The 23,104-nt window shown below is 68.1% G+C and carries 18 protein-coding genes and 1 pseudogene; 4 read left to right on the top strand and 15 right to left on the bottom strand.

What is annotated here, in order from left to right; genetic code table 11:
* Positions 1 to 9: 9 nt before the first annotated feature.
* The 4 genes from CP983_RS44485 to CP983_RS28660 all read right to left on the bottom strand — a co-directional run bounded on the left by CP983_RS44485 (position 10) and on the right by CP983_RS28660 (position 5,917).
* The gene (locus CP983_RS44485; RefSeq protein WP_189748652.1) at positions 10 to 1,464 is read right to left on the bottom strand and encodes a hypothetical protein; all 1,455 of its coding nucleotides are present in this window, start codon (positions 1,462 to 1,464) and stop codon (positions 10 to 12) included.
* 67 nt (positions 1,465 to 1,531) lie between these two features.
* Entirely contained in the window at positions 1,532 to 4,285 is a 2,754-nt protein-coding gene (locus tag CP983_RS28670; protein ID WP_150502689.1) for a cation-translocating P-type ATPase, read from the bottom strand.
* Positions 4,282 to 5,274 carry a polyphosphate kinase 2 family protein gene (locus tag CP983_RS28665; RefSeq protein WP_150502687.1) on the bottom strand — a complete coding sequence of 331 codons (993 nt, stop codon included), beginning with the start codon at positions 5,272 to 5,274 and terminating at the stop codon, positions 4,282 to 4,284. Before CP983_RS28665 ends, CP983_RS28670 begins: the two co-directional genes overlap by 4 nt.
* Positions 5,275 to 5,377: 103 nt before the next feature.
* Entirely contained in the window at positions 5,378 to 5,917 is a 540-nt protein-coding gene (locus CP983_RS28660) for a winged helix-turn-helix transcriptional regulator (protein ID WP_150502685.1), read from the bottom strand.
* A gap of 113 nt (positions 5,918 to 6,030) precedes the next feature.
* On the opposite strand from CP983_RS28660, the gene CP983_RS28655 reads away from it, so the two are divergent.
* Positions 6,031 to 6,345: a putative quinol monooxygenase gene (locus CP983_RS28655; protein WP_107906563.1), complete on the top strand. Its 315-nt coding sequence runs from the start codon at positions 6,031 to 6,033 to the stop codon at positions 6,343 to 6,345.
* A 23-nt stretch (positions 6,346 to 6,368) separates the two neighbouring features.
* Here CP983_RS28655 and CP983_RS28650 read toward each other — a convergent pair whose 3' ends face one another.
* The 9 genes and pseudogenes from CP983_RS28650 to CP983_RS28610 form a co-directional block, all read right to left on the bottom strand.
* The gene (locus tag CP983_RS28650; RefSeq protein ID WP_107907334.1) at positions 6,369 to 6,725 is read right to left on the bottom strand and encodes a carboxymuconolactone decarboxylase; all 357 of its coding nucleotides are present in this window, start codon (positions 6,723 to 6,725) and stop codon (positions 6,369 to 6,371) included.
* A 169-nt stretch (positions 6,726 to 6,894) separates the two neighbouring features.
* Entirely contained in the window at positions 6,895 to 8,499 is a 1,605-nt protein-coding gene (locus CP983_RS28645; protein WP_150506945.1) for an MFS transporter, read from the bottom strand.
* Entirely contained in the window at positions 8,496 to 8,837 is a 342-nt protein-coding gene (locus CP983_RS28640; RefSeq protein ID WP_125524548.1) for a hypothetical protein, read from the bottom strand. Before CP983_RS28640 ends, CP983_RS28645 begins: the two co-directional genes overlap by 4 nt.
* A gap of 319 nt (positions 8,838 to 9,156) precedes the next feature.
* Entirely contained in the window at positions 9,157 to 10,053 is an 897-nt protein-coding gene (locus CP983_RS28635) for an RNA polymerase sigma-70 factor (RefSeq protein ID WP_125524547.1), read from the bottom strand.
* A 69-nt stretch (positions 10,054 to 10,122) separates the two neighbouring features.
* A complete protein-coding gene (locus CP983_RS28630; protein ID WP_150502683.1) occupies positions 10,123 to 11,247 on the bottom strand; it encodes an NAD(P)/FAD-dependent oxidoreductase in 1,125 nt (374 codons plus the stop codon).
* Between the two features lie 94 nt (positions 11,248 to 11,341).
* Entirely contained in the window at positions 11,342 to 12,706 is a 1,365-nt protein-coding gene (gad, locus tag CP983_RS28625) for a glutamate decarboxylase (RefSeq protein WP_150502682.1), read from the bottom strand.
* A 102-nt stretch (positions 12,707 to 12,808) separates the two neighbouring features.
* A complete protein-coding gene (locus CP983_RS28620; RefSeq protein WP_150502680.1) occupies positions 12,809 to 13,219 on the bottom strand; it encodes a hypothetical protein in 411 nt (136 codons plus the stop codon).
* 327 nt (positions 13,220 to 13,546) lie between these two features.
* A pseudogene (locus tag CP983_RS44820) lies at positions 13,547 to 13,783 on the bottom strand (TerD family protein); the annotation flags it as partial.
* Between the two features lie 159 nt (positions 13,784 to 13,942).
* Complete coding sequence (locus CP983_RS28610) at positions 13,943 to 15,967, bottom strand: cell wall-binding repeat-containing protein (protein ID WP_150502678.1); 2,025 nt, start codon at positions 15,965 to 15,967, stop codon at positions 13,943 to 13,945.
* A gap of 279 nt (positions 15,968 to 16,246) precedes the next feature.
* On the opposite strand from CP983_RS28610, the gene CP983_RS28605 reads away from it, so the two are divergent.
* Positions 16,247 to 16,666 carry a DUF7144 family membrane protein gene (locus tag CP983_RS28605; protein ID WP_244364963.1) on the top strand — a complete coding sequence of 140 codons (420 nt, stop codon included), beginning with the start codon at positions 16,247 to 16,249 and terminating at the stop codon, positions 16,664 to 16,666.
* Between the two features lie 53 nt (positions 16,667 to 16,719).
* Here the strand turns inward: CP983_RS28605 and CP983_RS28600 are convergent, their stop codons facing one another.
* On the bottom strand, positions 16,720 to 18,189 hold the full coding sequence (locus CP983_RS28600; RefSeq protein WP_150502676.1) for an APC family permease: 1,470 nt from the start codon (positions 18,187 to 18,189) through the stop codon (positions 16,720 to 16,722).
* 581 nt (positions 18,190 to 18,770) lie between these two features.
* On the opposite strand from CP983_RS28600, the gene CP983_RS44090 reads away from it, so the two are divergent.
* Together CP983_RS44090 and CP983_RS28595 are read left to right on the top strand one after the other, a co-directional pair.
* Complete coding sequence (locus tag CP983_RS44090) at positions 18,771 to 18,935, top strand: hypothetical protein (RefSeq protein WP_167537773.1); 165 nt, start codon at positions 18,771 to 18,773, stop codon at positions 18,933 to 18,935.
* 111 nt (positions 18,936 to 19,046) lie between these two features.
* A complete protein-coding gene (locus CP983_RS28595; protein WP_150502674.1) occupies positions 19,047 to 20,108 on the top strand; it encodes a radical SAM protein in 1,062 nt (353 codons plus the stop codon).
* 760 nt (positions 20,109 to 20,868) lie between these two features.
* On the opposite strand, the gene CP983_RS28590 is transcribed toward CP983_RS28595, so the two are convergent.
* Entirely contained in the window at positions 20,869 to 22,926 is a 2,058-nt protein-coding gene (locus CP983_RS28590; RefSeq protein WP_189748656.1) for a restriction endonuclease, read from the bottom strand.
* Positions 22,927 to 23,104: the final 178 nt, after the last annotated feature.

The following is a 23,104-nucleotide window of genomic DNA, read 5'->3' as shown; positions in this document are numbered from 1 at the left end:
GGGCCGTCGTCAAAGACCGGCGGATCTGAGCAGTTCCGTGACCGGGACCTCGGCCTCGACCCGAACCCTCGCAGCGCCGTATCTGTCCTGCTCCCTTCTTACTTCATTCGCTGACAACCCACTTTTCCAGTGAGAAAGGGATGAGACAGCGGCGAGAGGCCGCCGCCCCGGTACCCAGGTCGCCCACAGGAAGCGGGGCTTGCGGGTCACGTTGATGAGGTTGTTGTTGTGCCGGACCCGCCCGCTGTAGACGAGCTGCTGCCCGCACGACTCCCAGCGGCAGTAGTACCCCTCCTCGCTCGGCCGCCATGTGTAATGAGGATTCTTGAACTTGTCCACGTCCAGCTTTCCCCGGTCCTTCCTCATGTAGGAGACCTGCATGGTGACGGCGACGGTCCCGAAAGGTGCCTCCTTGGGAATCTGGAAAACGTGCTCGACGGAGTATTCCTGCCCGACCTCGAGCCATGTGCCGGGTCCGTAGACATGGCCGCTGCTGATGATGGTCCCTCTGAGGTCATCCGCATAACGCTCCACTTCCCCGAGCGTGGTTCCCCGCCCCGCGCTCTCTCTCCACTCCCGCAACATGTCCTGGTTTCCACGGAACTCGGAGTACGTGGCGTCTCTGCCGCGGACCGTGTAGATGTCATTGGTGACGTAGACGGGAATTCCGCCGGTGTTCTTCATGTGGAGAGACAGCGGGACATGGACGAAGGGCACCCCTCGATCCGCCCGTGCCGCCCCGAACTTCGCCTGGAGGGACAGGTGCATCGGGGCCGCCGCCGGCTGGTACATGGTCGAGTACGCCAGGCTCACTCCGGTCAGGAGTGCGGTGACGACCACCCCGGCCGCGAATCTCTTCGGGCGTGGCACTCCCTTCCAGCAGTCCTCCCGTACCAGGACCACGAGCGCCCAGACGGACCAGCACCACAGCGGCAGGAACATCAGCAGGTACGGCGTGTACTCCGTCTCCTCCAGCCACATGAAGAGCAGCAGGCTGTCCGTGGCCAGCGCGATGAGCACCCCGAGCAGGACGATCGCCCCGGACATCCTGAACTGCCGTCTCCCCCAGTAGTCGAGCGCCATCGCCGCGGCCACGCCCTGCACCAGGCCCGTCAACATGAAGAGGACCCCGGTCATGCGCTGGGCGAAGGTGAGCGCCCCGGCGGCGTCCGGCCAGCCGACCAGCGCGCTGAGCACCATGGAGGCCAGCAGTCCGACGGTCATCACGACGAGGGTCGCGCGTCTTCGCCACGGCCGGTCGGGCCACGTACCGCTGTCGCCTCCGCGCCAGCAGATGAACGCGGTGTCGTCCAGGTCGACGTCGTCCGGGAAGTCGAGACGTCGCAGTATTCGGCGCAGGTCACTCGGTGACCAGGCGCCGCCCACCGTCTCGCTGCCCCTGGTCACCCGGCGAAGCCCGCGGCTGTCCGGTGCCTCGACGATGACCCAGGGGCGAATGCTCATGGCACCAGGCTCGAACGCGCCCCACCCGTGCGCACCCGGGGCTCCCCCGTTCGGCAGGCCTGGGGCGTCACCTCCGCGGGGCCGGCGCGCTGCGGCGTCGTACCAGGAACTTGCCGAGCTCCCACAGCGCGAGCAGGGCGAGCGGTGGGATCAGGGTCCAGGCGAACTCCCGCAGCTCCAGTTCCGTCGTACCGAGGAGGCGGTTGAAGGCGTCCATCTGGGTCACCATGATCGCGAGGATGAACTCGACGAGCATGGCCCAGTTCATCTGCTTGCTGTCGAAGCTGGCGGTGGTCAGCACGGTGTCCGTCTCGCTGCGGCATTCCAGCGCGGCCACGATCAGGCAGAGCGCGAAGGACGTGAACGCCATCGACTGGCCGACCTTCACGCTGTCGAAGTGGGACTCGCCCAGCTGGATCATGGAGAGCAGGCCGATGGTGATGGCAAGGCCGGACAGCCCGACCGTGATCATCACGCTCTTCGTCAGGACCGGTTCGCCACGCGGGCGCGGCCGGCGCTCCATCAGCCCCGGGCTCTGCCGGTCGAAGCCGAGCGCGAAGCCGAAGGCCGCGTTGACGAAGAAGTGGATCCACAGCACCTGCGCCGGAGTGAAGGGTTCACCGGAGGCGATGTTGAACAGGGTCGCGCCGAGGAACGTCAGCACGAACACGACGAGGAGCACGAGCACGAAGCGGATGTACTTGGTGAGGTTGTCGTAGATCTTGCGGCCCTGCTCGACGGCGTAGACGATCGTCGCGAAGTTGTCGTCGGCCAGCACCATGCGTCCGGCGTTCTTGGCGACGTCCGTGCCGGATCCCATGGCGATCCCGACGTCCGCCGCCTTGATGGCCGGGGCGTCGTTGACGCCGTCGCCGGTCATGGCCACCACATGGCCCTTCTTCTTCAGCGTGTCGGCGAGCAGCACCTTGTGCTCGGGGGCGACCCGGCCGACCACGCCGATGTCGTCGATCCGGGCGAGCCGCTCGTTCTCCGGCAGGGCGGCGAACTCCGCGCCGAGGACGGCCTCGCCCTCGATCCCGAGCTGCCGTGCGATGGCGGCACCCGTGACGACGTCGTCGCCGGTCACCATCCGCACCCGGATATGGGCGGACTGGGCGTCGGCCACCGCGGTCCGCGACTCCTCGCGCGGCGGGTCGACCATGCCGACGAGGCTGGTCATCTCCAGGTCGGTGACGTATCCGAGCAGGTCCCCGTCCGGGTCGAACGTCGTGGGGTCGAGGTCGCGCCGCGCGGCTGCCATCACGCGCAGGCCCTCGCCTCCCATACGTTCGATGTGCTCCTGGGCCCGCCCGCGCGCCCGGTCGTTCCACGGGACGGACCTGCCCTGCGCAAGGGCGGTGGCCGCCCGGCCGGTCACGGCCGGCGCGGCTCCCTTCACGAAGCACCGCACCACGGGCCGGCCCGCCGCGTCCGTGGCCGAGTTGAAGGTGGCCATCAGCTTGTACGAGGGGTCGAAGGGCAGCGTGGCCAGCCGGGGGAACCGTTCCCTGGTCGCGTCGATGTCCAGGCCGGCCTTGTGGCCGAGCACCAGCAGGGCGCCCTCGGTGGGGTCGCCGACGACCCGGCCGTCCACGAGCTTCGCGTCGCAGGCGACCAGGTACGGCAGGATCGCGTCCTCGATGTCCGGCGCGCTGCCGACGGCGTGGTGGATCCTGCCGTCCAGGCCGTACCCGGTGCCGGAGACGGTGTAGCGGTCGCCCGGGTCGAGCACCTCCACGACCGTCATCTGGTTCATGGTGAGCGTGCCGGTCTTGTCGGAGTTGATGGCCGAGGTGAACCCCAGCGACTCCACCGACGGCAGGTCCTTCACGATCGCCTCGCGCCGGGCGAGATCGATGCCGCCGATCGAGAGGATGGTCTGCGTGACGGTGGGCAGGGCCTCCGGGATGGCGGCGATGGCCAGGGACACGGCGCTCACGAACAGCGCGTCCCACGCCTCGTCGCGGCTGCGTCCGAGCACGAACATCACGATCATCGTCAGTCCGGCCGCGCCCGTGATCCACAGGGTGAGCCGGTCCAGCTCCCGGGTCAGCGGGGAGGCCTCGCGCGGCGTCGCAGAGAGCATTCCGGAGATACGGCCGAGCTCCGTGCCCGCCCCCGTGCCCGTGACCAGCACCGTCGCGCTGCCGTGGGTGACCGGCGTGTTCATGAACGCCATGTTCGTCCGGTCCCCCGGCCCCAGGTCGTCGCCGGTCAGCGGGCCGGCGTCCTTGGCGGCGGGCACGCTCTCGCCGGTCAGCGCCGACTCGTCGATCTGGAGGGCGTTGGCCTGGACGATGCGGCCGTCGGCCGGCACCTCGTCCCCGGCGGCGACGAGCACGACGTCGCCGACGACGACCTCCTCCGCCGGGATCTCGGACTCGGCGCCGTCCCTGCGCACCCGGGCGGTCGCCTTCATCATCGACTTGAGGGCGTTCATGGCGCTCTCCGCCTTGCCCTCCTGCCGCATGCCGACCACCGCGTTGAGGACGGTCAGCACCAGCAGCAGCACCCCGGTGGTCCACTCCTTGATCACCAGGGACACCACGGCGGCGGCCACCAGGACCAGCTGCATATAGCTGCGGTACTGCGCGAGATAGCGCTTCCAGCCCGGCAGCGGCTTCTCCTCGGGCAGCGCGTTCGGACCGTGCGTCCGCAGCAGCTCCGCCGCCCGCGCCGAGGACAGTCCCGTGGCCGGATCGACTTCGAGCGCGGCGGCGACGTCCGGCGCCGACAGCCGGTACCACTCCCGGCCCTGCCCGGCCGGTTCCTGAGAGCTTTGCTCGGCCCGCCCGTCCGGGGCGTCTGTCCGCGCGGTCATGGCGCCTGCTTGCCTTTCTTGCGCTTCTTGCTTTTGCCCTTCTTGCCTTCGGTGGCCGAGTCCGCGTACGGATCGGGCGAGGCGCCCTCCGGGGCCTGGTTCTCCAGCTCCCGTCTGACCTTGGCCAGGTCGCGGCGGGTCCGGTTGCTGACGCGCGGATACTGCGGGTCGATGTCCATCAGGGTGTGCGCCAGCACCCCCGCGGCACACAGCCGCGCGAACCACTTGTGGTCGGCCGGGATGACGTACCAGGGCGCCCATTCCGTGCTGGTGGCGGACAGCATCTGCGAGAACGCCCGCTGGTAGTCGTCCCACCGGGCCCGTTCACGGACGTCGGCCGCCGAGAACTTCCAGTTCCGCTCGGGGACGTCGATGCGCTTGAGGAAGCGGATGCGCTGTTCCTCCTTCGACAGGTTCAGGAACAGCTTGACGACCTTGAAGCCGTTGTCGGTGAGATAGCGCTCCCAGTCGTTGATCTCGCGGTAGCGCCGCTCCCACACGTCGGGGCCGCGCGCCGCCTCCGGCAGCTTCTGCCGGGCGAGGTTCTCCGGGTGCACCCGCACCACCAGGACCTCCTCGTAGTGCGACCGGTTGAAGATCCCGATCTCGCCGCGCCGGGGCAGGCGGGAGGCGTAGCGCCACAGGTAGTCGTGGTCGAGTTCCTCGGTGGAGGGCACCTTGAAGGACGACACACTCACGCCCTGCGGATTGACGCCGCTCATGACGTGCCGGATGGTGCCGTCCTTGCCGCCGGCGTCCAGCGCCTGGAGGCAGACCAGCACCCCGTAGGTGTCCTGGGCGGCCAGTCGCCGCTGGTAGTCCGCGAGCAGCTCGATGCCGCTCTGCAGCAGCTCCACGCCGTCCTTCTTCTTGCGGACGCCCGCCTTGGAGCCGGGGTCGAAGTCCTTCCCCAGCCGCACCTTCGTACCGGGCTCGACCCGCAGGGGCTCGATGAAGTCCGCTATACGTGCGGCCCTGTCGTCGCCCATGGCCACCTCGCCCTTCCCCGTCCGACCCACGGCACGGTCACGGTCCGTCCCCACAGACCACCGCGAAAGGGGATCCCCCGCTTCACCCTCCGGGGGTGGTTCCTCAAGGGCGACCGGCGGGAACCGGCGTGACCGGTTCCAGGAGGCGGCGTGGGGTGTTGATCGCCCTGGACACGGGATCGGCGTCGGAGCCCTCCGGCTCGAATCCGGGGCCGGGCTCGATCAGGACCTCGGGGACCGGGACGACCGAGCCGCAGTCCTGGCAGCGGCCCTCGGGGTCGAGCGGTCCGCCGTCCCGGTCGTGACGGAGGGCGCGCCGCACTCCCGCGGGTGAGTAGAACGCGTCTCCCCAGTTCATCAGGGCGCGTACGACGGGCCACAGTTCGACGCCCTTGGCGGTCAGGCGGTACTCGACACCCGTGCCGGCGTCCTCGTCGCGGGTCAGCACGCCTTCCTGCACGAGGGACTTCAGCCGGTTGGCCAGTACGGCGCGCGGGATCTTGAGCTGGGTGGCGAAGTCCCCGAACCGGCGCACCCCGAAGAACGCGTCGCGGACGATGAGGAGCGTCCACCGCTCCCCCACGACTTCCAGAGTGCGCGCCAGCGAGCAGTTGCCGTCCGCGTAGGTGCTGGGGAGTGTCATGCCCCCGATTCTAGCCGCACCGGTTCACTCACTGAACCGAGCCGTGCTACGGTCGTTCCACGAGGGCGGTTCAGTCACTGAACTGCCACATCCGAGCCCGTGGAGGCTGCCCCATGTACCAGTTCCTTGTGTCCTTCACCGTCAAGCCGGAGAACCGCGACGACTTCGTCCGGGCGGCCCACAGGACCGCCCGTGACTCCCTGGCGAACGAGCCCGGCTCGCACCGGTTCGAGGTCATCGCGGACGAGGAGAACGCGGACGTCTTCTACCTCAACGAGGTCTACGAGGACGTCGACGCGTTCAACGCGCACGCGGGCGGGCCGTACTTCGCCGCGTTCTTCGCCGAGGCGAGTGGCTACGCCGAAGGCCCGACGTGGCTCATGCGGGGCAATGTCGTCGCCGACGGGCCTGCCGACCTGCGGTCGTGAGTGACTTCAGGACCTGTGGCGGCTCAGGACCCGCTGCGGCTCTGGGCCTCCGCCTGAGCGATGGCTTCGGCCTCGCTCTCGGCCATCGCCATCGTGACGCCGAACGCCTCGGCGATGTGGCCCGCGGCCGACATCACGCGCGCGGTCCCCACGACGGGAGCGATCGCGACGAGCAGGTCCTGCAAGTGCTCGACGGTGAACTCGGCCCTGATCGCGGGGTTGATGTGGGCCATGTACGAGATCGCGGGGGCGTCCATGGCCACGAGCGCGGCGATACGGGACTGGATGAGCGTCCGCTCGTCCATGTTGCAGTGCTCGAGGGAGTCGATCGTCATCGCGGCGATCGTGTCGAGCACGGGGGTCTCGGATGCAGTGGCCATGACGGGGCCCGCCTTCCGGTGCTGTAGGGAGTGGAACCGCACCCACCCGCTCTACATGGGAATCGCCCCTGGGTGTCCGGCGGTTGCCACTCAAGCGTAGGCGCGGTCCCACTGCCGCGCGCGTCGAGCCGGACGGGGCGTGGCCAGGCAGACCGGGGCTGGGCCGTGGCTACGTGGACCGGGGCTGGGTCGTCGGGATCCTCGACGTGAAGAACATCGCCAGCGCGCAAGCGAACCCGAGGATCGCGAGCGCGGCACGCAGACCGTCCAGCCGGGCGTCGGCGTTGGCGTCCAGCGCGGCCTGTGCGACTTCGTCGTCGACGCCCGCCTCGTCGAGGGCGGACTTCAGCTGAGCGTCCGACAGGAACGTCACACCGTCCTGGACCTCGACGGCCGCACGGTTCTCGACCTCGGCGGGGATCGCCGGATTCTGTTCGATGCCGGCCAGGAAGGAGGAGGCGAGCGCGGCGATCAGGATCGACCCGGCGAGCGCCGTACCGATCGAGGAGCCGAGGTTGGTGACGGCGTTCTGGATGCCGCCGACCTCCGCGCTCTTCTCGTCCGGCACCGCCGAGACCGTGACCGACCCCAGCTGGGACGCCAGCGCGCCCGTGCCCAGCCCGATCAGCAGGAACGGGATCGTCACGATCTCCGCACCGGCGTCCGCGTCCAGCGCGGCCATCAGCACCACCGCGCCGGCGAGCAGCGCGAGGATCCCGAGCCTGACCACCCGCCTCGGCGAGACGTCCGGCAGGAAACGGGGGATCAGGGTCGCCGCCGCCAGCAGGGTCAGGGAGAGCGGCAGGAGGCGGGCACCGGTCTCCAGCGCGGACAGACCCAGCGCGATCGACAGATAGAGGGGTACGACGAAGAACACGCCCATCAGGACCAGGTACTGGAAGAAGAACATGGTCAGGCCGCCGGTGAACTGTCTGTTGCGCAGCAGCGCCGGGTCGATGAGCGGGTCCCTGTGCCGCTCCACGAGGCGGGCCTCCCAGGCGAGGAAGAGCCGGATCAGCAGCACGCCGGCGAGCATCAGCCACACGACCGGCGAGATGCCGAGCCACGCGGGCGCGTCGGGCTTGGGCCGGAACCAGCCCCACTCGCCCGAGCGCAGGACGCCGTAGACGAAGACTCCGAGGCCGAGGGCGCACAAAGCGGCGCCGACCAGGTCGATGCGCGGGTGCTCGGCGCCCACGGCGTCGGAGATGCGGCGGGCGAGCAGCAGAATGACGAGCACCACCAGGACCTCACCGGCGAAGACCCAGCGCCACGACAGATACGTCGTGGCCAGACCCCCGATGAGCGGCCCGAGCGCGATCGCCACGGCGCCCGCGGCCGCGACCAGTCCGTAGGCGGCGGGACGTCGTTCGGCGGGGAAATTGCCGGCCACCAGCGCCACGATCGCGGGCAGGATCAGTGCCGCCCCGATGCCCTCCAGGAAGGACCAACCGAGCAGCAGCACCGGCAGGTTCGGCGCGAGCGACGTGGTGAGGGAACCGCAGCCGTAGATGCAGCAGCCGATCGTGAAGGCACGTCTGCGGCCGATCAGCGCCCCGACCTTGCCGCCCGGGACCATGAACATCGCCATCACCAGCGTGTACGCCGTGATGGCGCCCTGGATCCCGGTCACCGTCGTGCCCACGTCGTCGGCCACCGCCGCGATGGATACGTTCATGACGGAGCTGTCGAGCGCCATCAGGAACTGGCCGGCCGCGAGCGTCCACAGGATGAGCCGCGCGGGCTCCCCCGCCGGCCCCTTCCGGCCCGTCAGCTCGCCACCCGGGTCACGTCCGTCACCTTGCACGTCACCTTCTGCGTGACCCGGTCCACGCCTCCGACCTCGGTCCGCACGGTCTGCCCCGGCGCGACGGTCGAGGACAGGGTGCCGCCCTCCGACACCCGGGTCCCGTTCGCGGTGACGAACTCGACCGTGAAGGCGTACGTCGACGCCTTCGAACTGTGGTTGTGGATCTCCACCCTCGCCGTCGCCTGCTGCGTCGCCGAGTTCACCGTGCATGACGTGACCTTCACGTCGTCAGCCGGCGGATGGTCGGTGTCGTTGTTCGCCACCACGATGACGACGACCAGGATCACGACGATGACGACCACGAACGCCAGGGCCCCGATGCACCCCCAGAGGCACGCACGGCTCCGCTGCTTCCCCGGTGGAGGACCGGCAGGAGGCCGCGCCCAGCCTCCCGGAGGGGGTGGCCCCTGGGACGGCCCCGATGGAGGTGGCCCCTCCTGGGGCGGAGGTCCCCATTGAGGCCCGCTCGTGGGCGGCCGACTTCTCGGCGGCTCCCCCTCGGGCGGCTCACTCGGCGTCATCCGGGCCTCCTTCGTACCGGTCACCGCCACGCTAGGAAGCCGACGACCACCCCACCAGTTGGAGACAGCCGGGCGGGCGTCGAACAGCGTCCCGGAGTGCTCAGCGGGAGGTCAGGGAGGTCTCGGACTCGACGCGGGTGAGCTTTTCGGGGTTGCGGACGTAGTAGAGGCCGGTGACGCGGGCGTTCTCCACACGGAACGCCAGTACGCCGTCGATCTCACCGTCCAGGCGCAGGAGGAGTCCCGGGTTGCCGTTGACCGTCGTGGGCTCGCCGGTGAGGACACCGCCGGCCTTGTCGGCGCTGCCGGCCATGTAGCGGAGCACCTTGTCGGCGCCGACGACCGGCTGCAGGGCGGCCAGCTTGAAACCGCCGCCGTCGCTGACGAAGACCACGTCCGGTGCGAGGACGTCGAGCAGCCCTTGCAGGTCCCCCGTCGCGAGCGCGCGCTGGAACGAGTCCAGCGCCGCCCGGGCCTCTTCCGGGGAGGCCGGTGTGCGCGGCCGGCGGGCGTCGACGTGCCGGCGGGCGCGGAGGGCGATCTGGCGTACGGCGGCGGCGCTCTTGCCGATCGCGGCCGCGATGTCGTCGTAGCCGAAGTCGAAGACCTCGCGCAGCACGAAGACGGCGCGTTCGGTCGGCGAGAGCGTCTCCAGGATGAACATCAGCGCCAGCGACAGGTTCTCGGACAGCTCGACGTCCTCGGCGACGTCCGGCGCGGTGAGCAGGGGCTCGGGCAGCCACGGCCCGACGTAGGCCTCTTTGCGGCGTTTGAGGCTGCGCAGCCGGTTGAGGGCCTGCCGGGTCGTGATCCGCACCAGGTAGGCGCGCTGGTCCTGCACCTGCGCCAGGTCGACCTTGACCCATCTCAGCCAGGTCTCCTGAAGCACGTCCTCGGCGTCCGCCGCCGATCCGAGCATCTCGTAGGCGACGGTGAACAGCAGGTTGCGGTGGGCGACGAACGCCTCGGTCGCGGGGTCGGTGACGTGGTCGTTCATGTGGTGCGGTTCGCTCTCTCGTGGTGGGCCGTGATTGCCGAGGACACAGCCGAAGGGGGGTGTCAGCGGCTAGGCCGCGGGGCGGGCGCCGGCCTTGCGTGCCCCGGAGGCCAGCTGCTTGAGGGTGAACCGGCAGGCGAACTCCTTGACGCCTGCGCCGAGCCGCCCGCTGATGTGAAGCGCGTTCACCCTGTCGTCCGGGTAGGAGAACTGGGTGACGCCCGCGTCCCGGCCGAGGCTCAGGCACTGCCCGCCGAACAGCAGCCGGACGGAACCGGGTGTCCTGCCCGCGATCCGGCGCAGGATCGTGTCGGCGGCACCGGCACCCAGCTGCACGGCGGCCTGGCAGCTCATCCGGAACGGCCGGTCCGTCATCACGGCGGCGTCCCCGGCAGCGACGATGCGCGCGTCGTCCACGCTGGTCAGCGTCGCGTCGGTCACCAGTCGGCCCTCGGTGTCGGTACGCAGCCCGCTGCGGGCGGCCAGGTCCGGGACACGGAACCCCGCGGTCCAGATCGTCACCGCGCTGGACACCTCACGGCCGTCGTCGAGACGTACGGCATCGCGCGTCACCTCCGTCACGCGCGCGTGGGAGCCTTCGACAACGGTCACCCCCAGCTCGGCGAGCCGACGGGCGACCGGCCGGCGGACCCGGGCATGCAGGGAGGGGCCGAGCACATCGCCGCAGACCAGGGTGACCTTACGGCCGCCTTCCGCCAGCTCGGCGGCGGTCTCCAGGCCGGTCGGACCGGCCCCGACCACGGTCACCGGATCCGTCGCGGGCGCGGCGGCCAGCGCCGACCGCAGCCGCTCCGCCCCCTCCAGGTCCGACACCGAGTACGCGAACTCCGCCGCTCCGGGCACACCGGGATCGGCGGCGCCGCTGCCCACGGCGTAGATGAGGTAGTCGTACGTCAGCGTGCCACCGCCCGCCAGCGACACCCGCCGCTCGGCGGCGTCGATACGGGTCGCGGCGTCGACCACCAGCCGGACGTTCCCGCCCAGCACCTCACCGAAGCCCTCGACCGCGTCGTCGGAGCCGGTGACCATCTGATGCAGCCGGATCCGCTCGACGAAGTCGGCACGCCGATTGACCAGGGTCACCGACACGCCGTCACGCCGCGCCAGACGATTGGCCGCCGTCACACCGCCGTACCCGCCGCCGACCACGACCACCTGGACGTTCTTGCTCATGATGTCTCCCTCGCCGTTTCGAACTCGGCATGGAGACACCGGCCACGCGCGCGGTGTAACAGCCCTCGGGTGAGACGTGGAGCACAGCGGCAGGTCAGTAGCCGGTGCCGCGCTTGACCTTGGCCCGTTCCTTCCCGTGGGTCGCCCCCTTGTCGTCCAGGGTGCGACAGGCGTCGACGATGTCCTCGGTCAGGCGGTCGATCTGCTCGCGGCTCAGGGTCTCCTTGACCAGAGCACGCATGATCTTCACCCGCTCCGCGTTGGGCGGGAGCGTGTACGCCGGCACCATCCAGCCGCGCTCGGCGGAGAGCTGCCAGGCGACATCGGACTCGTCGTAGGGGTGGTCGCCGGCGAGCCGGAAAGCGACCAGCGGCAGCTGCTCAAGGTCACTCCCGATCACTTCGAAACGGCCGCTGTCGCGCAGGTTGTCCGCCAACTTACGGGCGTTCTCCTGCATCGTCCTCATGACATACGTGTAGCCCTGGCGGCCGAGCCGGACGAAGTTGTAGTACTGCGCGAGCACCATCGACGCACCGGTGGAGAAGTTCAGCGTGAAGGTCGAATCGGTCTTGCCCAGATAGTTCTCGTAGAACACGAGGTCCTCGGCCAGGTCGGATTCCTCACGGAAGACCAGCCAGCCGATGCCGGGATAGACCAAGCCGTACTTGTGTCCCGAGACATTGATCGAACGCACCTGTTCCAGCCGGAAGTCCCATTTCGAGTCCGGGTACAGGAACGGCCACACGAATGCGCCGCTGGCCCCGTCCACATGGATCGGAATGTCGAGGTCCCGCTCCTTGCGGATGTCCCGCAGCAGTTTGTCGATCCCGACGACGTCGTCCTTGTGGCCGGTGAATGTGGTGCCGAGGACGGCCACGACACCGATCGTGTTCTCGTCGACGTGGGGCTCCACGTCCTCCGGGCCGATCGTGTACTTGTCCACGCCGAGCGGCACGATCCGGGGCTCGACGTCGAAGTAGCGGCAGAACTTCTCCCACACGACGTGGACGTCCCCGCCGAAGACCAGGTTGGGGCGGTCGGCCGAGAGATTCGCCGCCTGGCGACGCTGCCGCCACTTCCACTTCAGCGACAGCGCCCCGAGCATGATCGCCTCGGACGACCCCTGGGTCCGGCACCCGGTGGTCGGGCCCGGAGCGTTGAAGAGATCGGCGAGCATGCGGACGCAACGCTGCTCGATCTCAGCGGAAATGGGGTACTCCGCGTGGTCGATGAAATTCCGATGGAGATTCTCAGCGATGATCCGCTGCGCCTCCGGCTCCATCCAAGTGGTCACGAATGTGGCGAGGTTCCGCTGCGGATCGCCCTCCATGGCGAGATCCACGTCCAACAGCCGCATCGCGTCCGTAGCGGACATGCCTTCCTCGGGAAACTCCTTCGAGGGAGCGGGCATGGTCAGAAATCGATTACCGAAGAGATCCGCGTCGCCACGCTTAGTCATATGACAATTCAAACAGCACCAACCTGATCCCACCGAGGGACACGCCGAGACGGAACAAGGCAGAGAGGCAACAACAACCGGCGCTACGGAATTGGCGCCGCTTCAGTAGCTGGCAGTGCGGTCGAAGCTCGTGATGTTGAGTTCCATGCCCTTCACGCCCTTGAGCGTCGTCGGGTACTCGCCCTGGGCAGTCTGGCCGGGTTGCACATCGGTCTCCAGCTGCGAACCGTTCGCCAGACGAGTACCGCCGGCGTCGACCGCCTCCCACTCCCATGAGTAGTCCGACTTCTCGCTGCTGCCGTTCTTGATCGTCCAGACAAGCCAGATATTCGTGATACCGGCTTCCGAGCGGTCATCCAGCTTGAACCTGACGAGGTCGGCTCGTTCCCCTTGAGATTCCTGCGACTGCTCCTGCGATGCCTTCGGGGTGATGCTCGTGCTGGGCGCAGGAGTGGTGCTCTCATCGCTGTCCCCCGGCGCAACCGCCAGAACGATCACGACGATGACAGCCACGGCGGCCACAGCCCCGGCGCAGCCCCAGAGACAGCCACGACCTCGCCATTTCTTCTGGGGCGGCCCGGCAGGAGGCACCCATGATCCAGCGGGTTGACGCTGGCCGTCCGGGCGGGGGCCCCATTGCGGACCACCCTCCTGCGTTCCACCCACCGATGGGTCACTGGCCGGCATACGTGCCTCCTCCGCAGCGCATACCGCAACGCTAAGAAGGCAGGAGACCCGCAGCGAACCAGGAACGGCCACTCAGGCGACGGCCACAACGCGAGTCCATCTGCGTCCATTTGCGAGCGCGCTCGGACAGCCGTGCGGAGCGTGGTCGTGATACTCCACTTCGATGCCGTAGTCCCCCCAGGAGCTGGTCCAACCCCTGGAGGTAGCCCTTGCCTCCGAGGACGAAGTCCCAGTCAGCATTCGACCTGTGCAGGAAGAGCCCAGCACCAGGGCCGTTTCCCCGGAGCGGCCGTCCGAGACTTCGAGGCGACCGAGCTCCGTCCTCCCCGGGTCCAGCAGCCGGATGCGGGCGTCGGTGAAGCCCGACAGGTCAGCGTTCGGGTTCGCCTCGGAGGGTGATCAGCACCGATGCGGACGCCTGGAGGCATCCCTGTTCCACGCGCGTGCAGTGCTGAACGCTGATCGATGCCAACGCTCGCGAGATGTCCCCGGCCGATCCGTCGGTGGTCCGGGACGCCCTCTGGGTGGAAGGCGTCCCGGACAAAGGGGTCACTTCGAGACTGTCACCTTGAGCGAGGCCAGATCCGGGCTCGGAACGGGCCTGCCGGTGGTCGCGGACAACGGCTGGGAGGCCGGACTCTGCGGGATGTCGCCCTTGTAGTACGAGGTGTACGCATAGGTGCTGTCCACGCCGATGGCACGGCCGATCAACGGGACCACCTTCGCGTCGACGGAGCCGTTGCCGCCGAACACGGCCACGTGGTTCAGGCTCGCCGACGTGCGCATCATGTACCACTTGGTGTCGTACGTCAGCGAGGTGACGTCGGTCCACAGCAGCGGACCGAACGTGGTCATCGCCGACGACGCGGAGACGCCGCCGGTCCAGCTGTTCACCGACGCCACCGCGGCGTCCGACGGCGACGACCACCAGAACTCGGCGAGCCTCGCGGCGACCGGCGCCGGACTGCCGCCGAAGCGGTAGTAGCTGTACTTGCTGGGCCAGTGCGGCAGCTTGCCGGCGTTGTACGCCTTGGTCAGCGCCGACTCGGCATCGGTCCCCACCGTGATGATCTTCGTCGTGCTCGGGCTGTACTTGTTCAGGTAGCCGTACACGGACGCGGTCATGGTCGAGCCCTCGGTCAGCAGTACGACCGCGGTGCCCGAGGTGCCCATGGCGCCGGCGGCGGAGCTGGCCGCGAGGGCGTTGTGGTAGTCGGTGCCGGTCGCCAGGAACACGTACTTCGGGGTGCTGGTGATCGTCTTGGCGACCGCCACCGAGGTGGAGTAGCGCGAGACGTCGGACAGCCGCTTGGCGACGTATCCGAGCGAGGTCACCTTGGACGCCACCGAGCTGCTCAGGATGCTGGTGCCGCCGACCAGGTAGACGGTCTTGCCCTTGGGCAGCATGCGCTTCAGCTCGGTCTGCACTGCGGAGTCCAGGCCCGTGCGGGAGGTCATCAGCACCGGTCCGTGCTTCTTGCCCGCCAGCGAGGTCGCGGTGGTGGCGTACGCGGAGTCCGACTTGCTGATGAGGACGGCCGAGCTCGCGTTCATCAGGCCGGGCACGCTCTTGCCGAGGGTGTTCCAGGTCCACTTGGACGACGCGATGTTGGTGCCGTAGGTGTCGGCGCCGTAGACCCGGGAGATCGCGTTCTTCCGGAGCGGCTGCCAGGCCACGTCCGTGCCGTCGGCCATGGGCACACGCGTCTCCGTGCCCGTGCCGAGATCGTGGATCCAGATCTGCGAACCGCTGGGGCCGGTGTCCGGACCGCCGGTGAAGTAGGTGTCGTACGCGATCCGGTCGCCCTTGGGTGACCAGGCGGGACGGTTGTGGTCGGCGGGGTCCGTCGTGACCTGGGTCAGCCCGGTGCCGTCGGCCTTGACCGTGAAGAGCTGCTTGTGTCCGGCGACGCTCCGGGTGAAGACCAGCGACTGCCCGTCCGGGGACATGCTCGGCTCGTCAGCGTTGGAGGCCAGCTTCTTGAACGCCTTGGTGGGGCCGTTGTAGACCCAGACGGCCGGGGCACCGGTGGTGGAGCAGCTCGTGCCGGTGCGTACGAAGGCCAGCTTGCCGTTGACGGCGCCGCTGGCCTTGGAGTCGCAGCCGTCGACGTCGGTGCCGAAGAGGGCGGCGGGAGCGCGGCCGCTATTGGCCACGGCCACCCGCAGTCGGCCTCCGGCGGTGAAGACGATGTCGCCCCCGCCGCCCCAGAACGTCGGATCGGTCGGATGCCAGCCACTGCCCGCCGGCATGACGATGTCGTTGCCCGATATCGACTCCTGGGCGTACGTCTTCGTGCGGAGACGGCCGTCGGCGGAGCCCACGTAGGCGATCTGGCTGCCGTCGGCGGACCAGGCGGCCTGATTCGCGGTCTCGTAGAACTGGGCGCTCTTGGTCCCGTCGGGGTTGATGTAGCGCAGCGAGCCGAGTTCGTTGTACAGCAGCCTGCCGTCCGCGGCCGGCCAGCCGGCGGTGTCGGCGGTCGCCTGGCCCGGGAGCCCGGCGACGAGACCGGCCGCGAGCGCGGCGACGGTCGTGAGCGCCGCGAATGCGCGGCGCGCAGAGGTGTTCAATGTGCCCCCACAGGTGAATGAACGGCTGCGTTGCCCCTCCCCCGAGGCGAACGGGCGGCATCGTGTTCGTCGTCCGTACGGCAGCGGCGAAACTTTAGCGCTGCACTACGGCATCCGTGGAGGCAGGGGCACCCGGCGCCGACGCTCGTACCCACGGTCTCCCCACGGCAGTTTGCAGTCGCGGTGCCGAGGGATCGCGGTGATCCTGGCAGTGGAGCGTGGCCGGCGCCGCATGGGCGTCGTGCATCGGTGACCGCGCTGTACAGAAAGGTGACGGCCATGGCGGCGATACCGAACGAACACGGGGGGCCGGGCAGCAGCCAAGGACTCAGCGGCGCGTCCCTGTTCGCCGGGGCCGTGATGATGCTCAGCGGGCCGCTCAGCATTCTCATGGGGGCATCCGGAATCGCATCGGACAACCTGTTCGCCGCGTCCCAGTACGCCTACCGGTTCGACCTGACCGCTTGGGGCTGGATTCACATCGTGGTCGGACTGGCACTCGTCATCGCCGGAATGGGGGTCGTGACGAACAAGAGCTGGAGTCGCGGAGCCGGTGCAGCAGCGGCAGGGGTCAGCCTGATCACCCAGTTCATGTTCGTTCCGTACTACCCGCTGTGGGCCATCCCGATAATGACGCTTGACCTCTTGGTCATCTTCGCGCTCACGAGGTTCCAGGTCGGAACCGGCGGGGGCCGGTGACGCCTCGGCGGGATGTGCGAGTGCCCGCTAGGCGCAGGCGCCGCGTTCAAGATTCAGTGCTCGAAGACACTCACGTCCCCGGGTTCGGTCTCCAGCGCCGGGCGATTGAACAGCAGCAAGCCGACGAAGAACGCCCCACCCGCGACGAGCAGACCCACCACGATCAGGACGGGCACGAGCGCTTCGGACGGCGACATCAGCACGATCAGGGACGCGAGCGTCCACACCAGCGCGCAGACCGCGACCGGCAACTCGAACCGCCCGAGGTCGAAGGCACCCTCCTTGCGGCCCAACCGGCGGCGCACCGCGAGGTACAGGACGATCGTCGCGCCGTAGATGATCGCCGGAAGGATCGTGGACGCCGTGATCAGCTTCAGCAGCGCGGCGCCAGGTAGCGCGACCATCAGGACAAGGCCCACGGCGAGAATCAGCACCGTCGCGGGGATCGGCGTCTGCGTGCGGGGGCTGACCCGGCGCATGAGCCGGTGAGCAGGGAAGCGCCCGTCGCGCGACATCGCGAAGACCATCCGTGAACACGCGGTCATCACCACCGTCCCAGCACCGAAGAAGGCGATCGCGATGGCCGCGAGCAGCACTCTCTCCATCGACGACCCCAGCTGCTCACGCATGATCGCCGCGACGGGCGACTCGCTCGCGGTGGTCCGTGGGATGTCCTCGATCGCGATGGTGAGGCAGATCAGGAACACGATCCCCAGTACACCGGCGGCCACGACGGACCCCACGATCGCGCGCGGGACGCTGCGGAAGGGGTCCTTGGCCTCCTCGGCCAGGTTCGCCGCCGAATCGAAGCCGACCAGCGTGGCGAGGCCCATGATCATCGCGATCATCAGCCCCCCGCCGACGTCGAAGTAGTCCGGGGCATTCTCGGTGATGCCGCGCGAGGTCAGGTTGCCGGCCTCGCCATGGCCGGTGACCACCACCGCGATGGCAAGGGCGAGCGCCACCACCACGACCAACGCCAGCTCCAGCCCCACCGCGGTCGTGTTGATCAGGCTCACGAGGCGCGTCGAGGCCACGACGACCACGGCTTGGACCAGCAGGATCACAAGGGTGATCACCCGCGCGGTGCCCTCGTCCGGCTGCATACCCACGAGCGGCATGAACGCCTGACTCGCGAGCGCATTGTCGATCGCCACCACCGCGATGGCCAGGTAGCAGAAGCTCAGCCAGCCGAACCCCCAGCCGACCTTCGGGTTGGCCAGCCGCGAGGCCCATTGGTAGGACGAGCCGCTGAGCGGGATGCGCCCTGCGAGCTGCGCCACCACCAGGGCCACCAGCACCTGGCCCACCGTCGCGATGACCCACAGCCAGATCCCGACCGGCCCCGCGTTCTGCAGTACGTCGTCGTAGGTCGAGAAGATGCCGACCGCCACCGAGATGAACGCGAACGAGATCGCGAACACCTGAAAGGAACCGAGAGTCCGCTTCAGCTCCTGCTGATAGCCCCCGAGGGCAGTGGGGTCCTCTGTGCCCTCGGAGCCCGGCGAAGCCGCTTCCACCACTTCGGCAACCCGCCTTTCGTCACGCCCGGCCGGCCGGGCGTGGGCGCACCGGCTTTCATTGCCCGGGCGGCCGGCTTCCCGTCCGCACGCTCCTCGTAGATCTAAGACATATACACAGCACTTGCGCACCCGGAAGATCGATTCCGTCCCCGCACAGCCCTGAGAACCAACGAGCCCCTTCACACAGAAGGGGCTCAACCAGACAGCCGGCCACCCACGCCCGACTCTGGGGAGATCTGCCTCCCGGAACCCCGGCCGCCGAGGTCACGGCCGGGGACAGCCGGCAGGTCGCATCAGCTTGGGGTTCATGGGCGGCTGGCCCCAGCAGACGACTCGGCGCGCAGCCCTTGGTGAACGGCCGTGAACGGCGCTGAATGAGACGGAACCCGAGACGGAGCCTGGCCGCGCCGAGCCGCCCCGAGGGCCACTTCACAGCGGCACCCCTTGGAGTGCGCTGTGCGGTCTGGAAGGTGCCATCAACCATCACTCATCCGGGCTGACACCGGTGGTCAGACTCCGGGCCCAGCATGATGATCGTTTCGCAAGCAGTTCCGTGATCCTATGCCTGTAGGAGATCCATCATGGCTGACGACAAGTCCAGAAAGCCTGGGAGTGGTGTGGAGGTCGACGATGAGGGACGGATCATTCTCAGTGATCCCGAAATCACGGAGAGGCTGAAGGAGGTCTCCCCCGAGGTCGCGCGTCGCCGGCCGGTCATCAATATCAACTGCCCGTGCCTGCAATAGCTCTGCTTCCGGAACCGTCACCCGGCCCTGGCTGCATCGGGCACGGGTGTCGGTTCAGAAGAGAAAGCACGCCTCAGCCTGCCCCTCCATCACACGTACCGGGATGTGCGCATGTCGCAGAACGCTGCACCCGTCGCCGACAGGGACGACGTCTTCGAGGAAGAGCTTGTTGCGGCACTGGCGGATGAGACCCTCCATCTGATCGTGCTACCTACGGAGCAGTGCAATTTTCGCTGCACATACTGCTATGAAGACTTCGAGATCGGGCGCATGACTCCCGACACCGTGCAGAGCGTCAAACGGTTGGTGGGCCGACGACTGGACAGTCTCCAGCAGTTGAACCTCTCCTGGTTCGGCGGCGAGCCGCTTCTGGCCCGTACAGTTGTCGAGGAGATCTCCTCGTTCATCGTGGATGAGGTTGGCGCCAGGCCAGGGGTGCGCTATTCGGCGGACATGACCACCAATGGTTATCTCCTCGACGTTGCCAGAGCAGAAAGCCTGGCGCGTCTTGGCGTCAACTCCTACCAGATCTCTCTAGACGGCCCACAGGCATTTCACGACACCACTCGACTGAGGGCCGATGGCGGCGGATCTTTTCGACGCATCTGGCAGAATTTGATTTCCCTTCGGCGCAGCGACTTGGATATTCGAGTTCTCCTACGTCTTCATTTGACCCCCTCGAACATTTCCCAGATGCGAGAGTTCGCCCCGGAAGTGCGTGACACCTTCCTCTGTGACTCCCGGTTTTCCGTGCACCTCAAGGCCATCGAACGGATGGGCGGACCCAACGACGAGGAGATCGAAGTCCTCGCGCACGAAACCCGGGCACAAGCACAGAGAGAACTAGGGGCTCTCTTGCGCACCGGAGACGCTGCACGCGGAGGTGCCCGGAGAGAGGCGGCCTGCTATGCCGCACGCCCGAACTCTCTGGTGATTCGCGCCAACGGAACCATCGCGAAGTGCACGGTTGCGCTCAACGACCCCCGCAACACGGTGGGACGCATCATGACCGATGGAACGCTGCACATCGACGGTTCCCAGGTGGCCCCATGGGTTCGTGGATGGGGCGACCAGGACTGGGCCGCCGTGAAGTGCCCCTACGCCAGCCTGCCGCAAGCTGGGCAACAACTTCTACAACTCGGGCCCCCACGCCTCGCGGGGTCGGCCCGCTGATCGCAGCTTGGGAAACTCGGGTCTTTTGGTGGCGATTGTCGCGTTGACCCGTGGCCAGGTGGCGTTGGAGCCTCGGTCGCACTGGTGACGCGTCCCCGCTGTTCCCCGTCGTTCCCCGCAGGATCTGGAACGCGAATGACGCTGCGGTGCCGCGCATGAAGATCCGAAGATGCGTCCTCCGTGGACGGTCCGAGCACTCGGACGCTCTGGCACTGGCGCTGTGAGTGCGACGCTCGCTCTCGCGGCGGCCGTTCCTTCAAGGTCGACGCGGAGTACAACGAAGAGGAACTCGCGTAGGCCGAGCTTTCTCGCACGTCGCCCGTCCGCACCCACGCGCCGACCAGACCGGCCCCGAGGCCTCTGTGACCTGCGGTCATTCGCCAAGGCCCTCGCCTGCCCGCATGTGTCTTCTGGCCTACGTCGCCGAGATCGCGCCCACTTGCGGCCACCTGAACGCATGACCTTGAGGCTCGCGCGATGAGGGCTGTCTGAGCCTTGGAACCGCCCGGCCCATCAGCACGACGGGCGAGGGGCGAGACGCCGGCCGCAGACAGTGCGACCGTCACCACGTCTCACTCGCCCCGCCAGCGCCTCAACCACCCGCCCGACCGCCTGCCTCACTCACCTCAGTGCGAGTGCCCGCTCGGCGCCGGCGCCGCGTTCTTCACCGTCAGCGGCAGCAGCTTCTTGCCCGTAGGGCCGATCTGGATCTGCGTGTCCATCTGCGGGCACGCTCGGAACTACACAGGTCGTGACGCTGCTACTCCACTTCGATGCCGTAGTCCTGAAGGAGCTGTTCAAGACCCCGTGGGTAGCCCTTGCCGCCAAGGACGAAGTCCCAGTCACCATTTGGCCTGTGCCTGAAGGAGCCCAGTACCAACGCCGTTTCCCCAAAGCGGCCGTCCGAGACTTCAAGCTGGCCGACCTCCGCCCTTGCCGGGTCCAGCAGCCGGATACAGGCGTCGGTGAAGCCTGACAGGTCCGCGTCCGGGTTCACCACTGGATCAACGGCAGCCACTAGCACCAACCGGTCAGCCTCCTGCGGGAGTCCGTCAAAGGAGACACGAATCGCCGCCTTGTCCGGCGCCTGTGCCGGCACTGCTCGCACCGACCCATCGGGAGTCTGCGGGTTGTTGAAGAACACGAAGTGCTCTTCGCTCAGGACCCGGCTGCCGCGACATACGAGTGCGCACACGTCCAATGCGACGTTCCCCGACCACGTCATGCCCAACACGTTGTAGTCGTCAGTCGGGTTTGCAGGCCCGGCAGGCGTCGTCTGCGTTGGGGCCGCTCTCCCGCCCTCCCCCAGACGGCCACGAAGGCCGTGCCTGTGTAGCAGATCGACAAGCTCACTGCCCGAGATGAGCTCCAGGGGCTTACCCCGGGCGAAGGTGTGCGAGCCGGGCCCGTATGCCGAGGTGGTCACCAGGACGCCTTTGTTGGCGCCGCGGTCCTGGACGGTGCCGTACAGGTCACGGACGGCAGTAGGCGGCACCGTCGCTCGGTAGCGCTTCACCTGTACGACGATCTTGCCGCCGCGGATGGGAGTCGGGTCCAGCGCGTCTACATCAACGCCCCCGTCGTTCGAGCGCTGAGTCGTCACCGCCTGCATCCCCATCGCACGGAACAGCTCCGCGACCAGAGACTCGAAGGCAATCGGATCCATGTCATACAGATCCGGCTCCTCATCCCCACCATGGGTGACGACGTGATTGCCGACGTCCTGAGGCTGACGGCTCGGCCGCACGGGGGTGAGCTGATCGGGGCGAGCGGCAAGCTGTCCGCGCAAAGCGTCGGTCAGACAACTGACGGGATCCACCTGCTCCAGATGCAGCTCAGTGAAGCCCGACCGTCCAGCCATCACGGTCGCCAGAAAAATGTGCGACTGCCGTCCCGTCGCCGGGTCCGGCGCGTCCACGAAGCCGTTCAACGCGACCGAGTCGAGGATGCCGTACTCATCCGCAGCGAACAGCTGATGCAGCACCAGCAGCGCGCTCTGCGCCAGCACCTCCCGGTACAGCGCCCGACGCTGGGTCGCAGGACGAGCGGTCTCCTTGTCCTGGTCCTGAGAGGGGACGTACCTCACCGACTTCGCCTCAGGCACGACGTCGTAGGGAGGCATCTCCCAGTCCAGGACGAGTTGCCGGGCCGCTGGATCAAAAGCTGCGGCAACCTGCCGGGGAAACCCTTCAAGCCAGGCAGTCGACGAGTAGAGCGCGGCCGAGAAGTACTCGATCACGGAGTCCGGCTCGCCTCGCCTCACCCCCGCGGTCACCTCGACAACGCCGGCGTTATGCCGACGTACCTCCGACCGTTGGGCATCAGCCCCCTGCTGATACTCCCGCTGTGCAGCCGCCAACTGCTGCTGCCGCTGTGCTTCGGCAGCCTGAGCAGCGTGCAAGTCGCGTTCGAAATGAGCCCGCGCCTCGGCTTGAGCTTGTGCGCGCCGACTCGCGGTCCAACCCCCCTGCGCCTGGTACTGGCTCTGATCCGGCATACGCACAGGCCACGCGAGTGGCCCTGGATCGAACGGCGCAATCTCTTCAGAGCGCATCAAGGACGACGCTCTGAAGACCGAGGCCTGGCAACCGGCGACCAGCAGTCCCTGTAAGGACGCGACCTGGGCTTCGATCTCCTCCGTACGCCGCCGGGCCTCCGCCTGCCGGAACTCCCGATGACCCTGAGCAGCGAGCCGCTGGTAAGCCCGCGCCTGCCGGGCTTCCTCTCTGCGCTGTCTCGCCTCGGCTTCCATCTGGCGCTGTTGCTGACGCTGCATCTCGGCCCAGACGCCGACCAAACCAGCAGAGCGACGACTCATGCGCTACCTGCCCTCCCCAGGGACGTCGGCACCGCCGACCAAACCTGGTTGCCCCCGCAACCAGTAGTAACAATCCGACTTTATCCAGTAATCACCATCCTGGATATCAACTTGCCAAAGGCAAGCTGAGCCGACCGTTCAGGCAGCTCACCGGCGTCGGACAGCATTGAGCCCCCTC

Source organism: Streptomyces chartreusis (genome assembly GCF_008704715.1).
Taxonomy (GTDB): Bacteria; Actinomycetota; Actinomycetes; order Streptomycetales; family Streptomycetaceae; genus Streptomyces; species Streptomyces chartreusis.
This window is presented reverse-complemented; position numbering and strand designations above follow the sequence as displayed.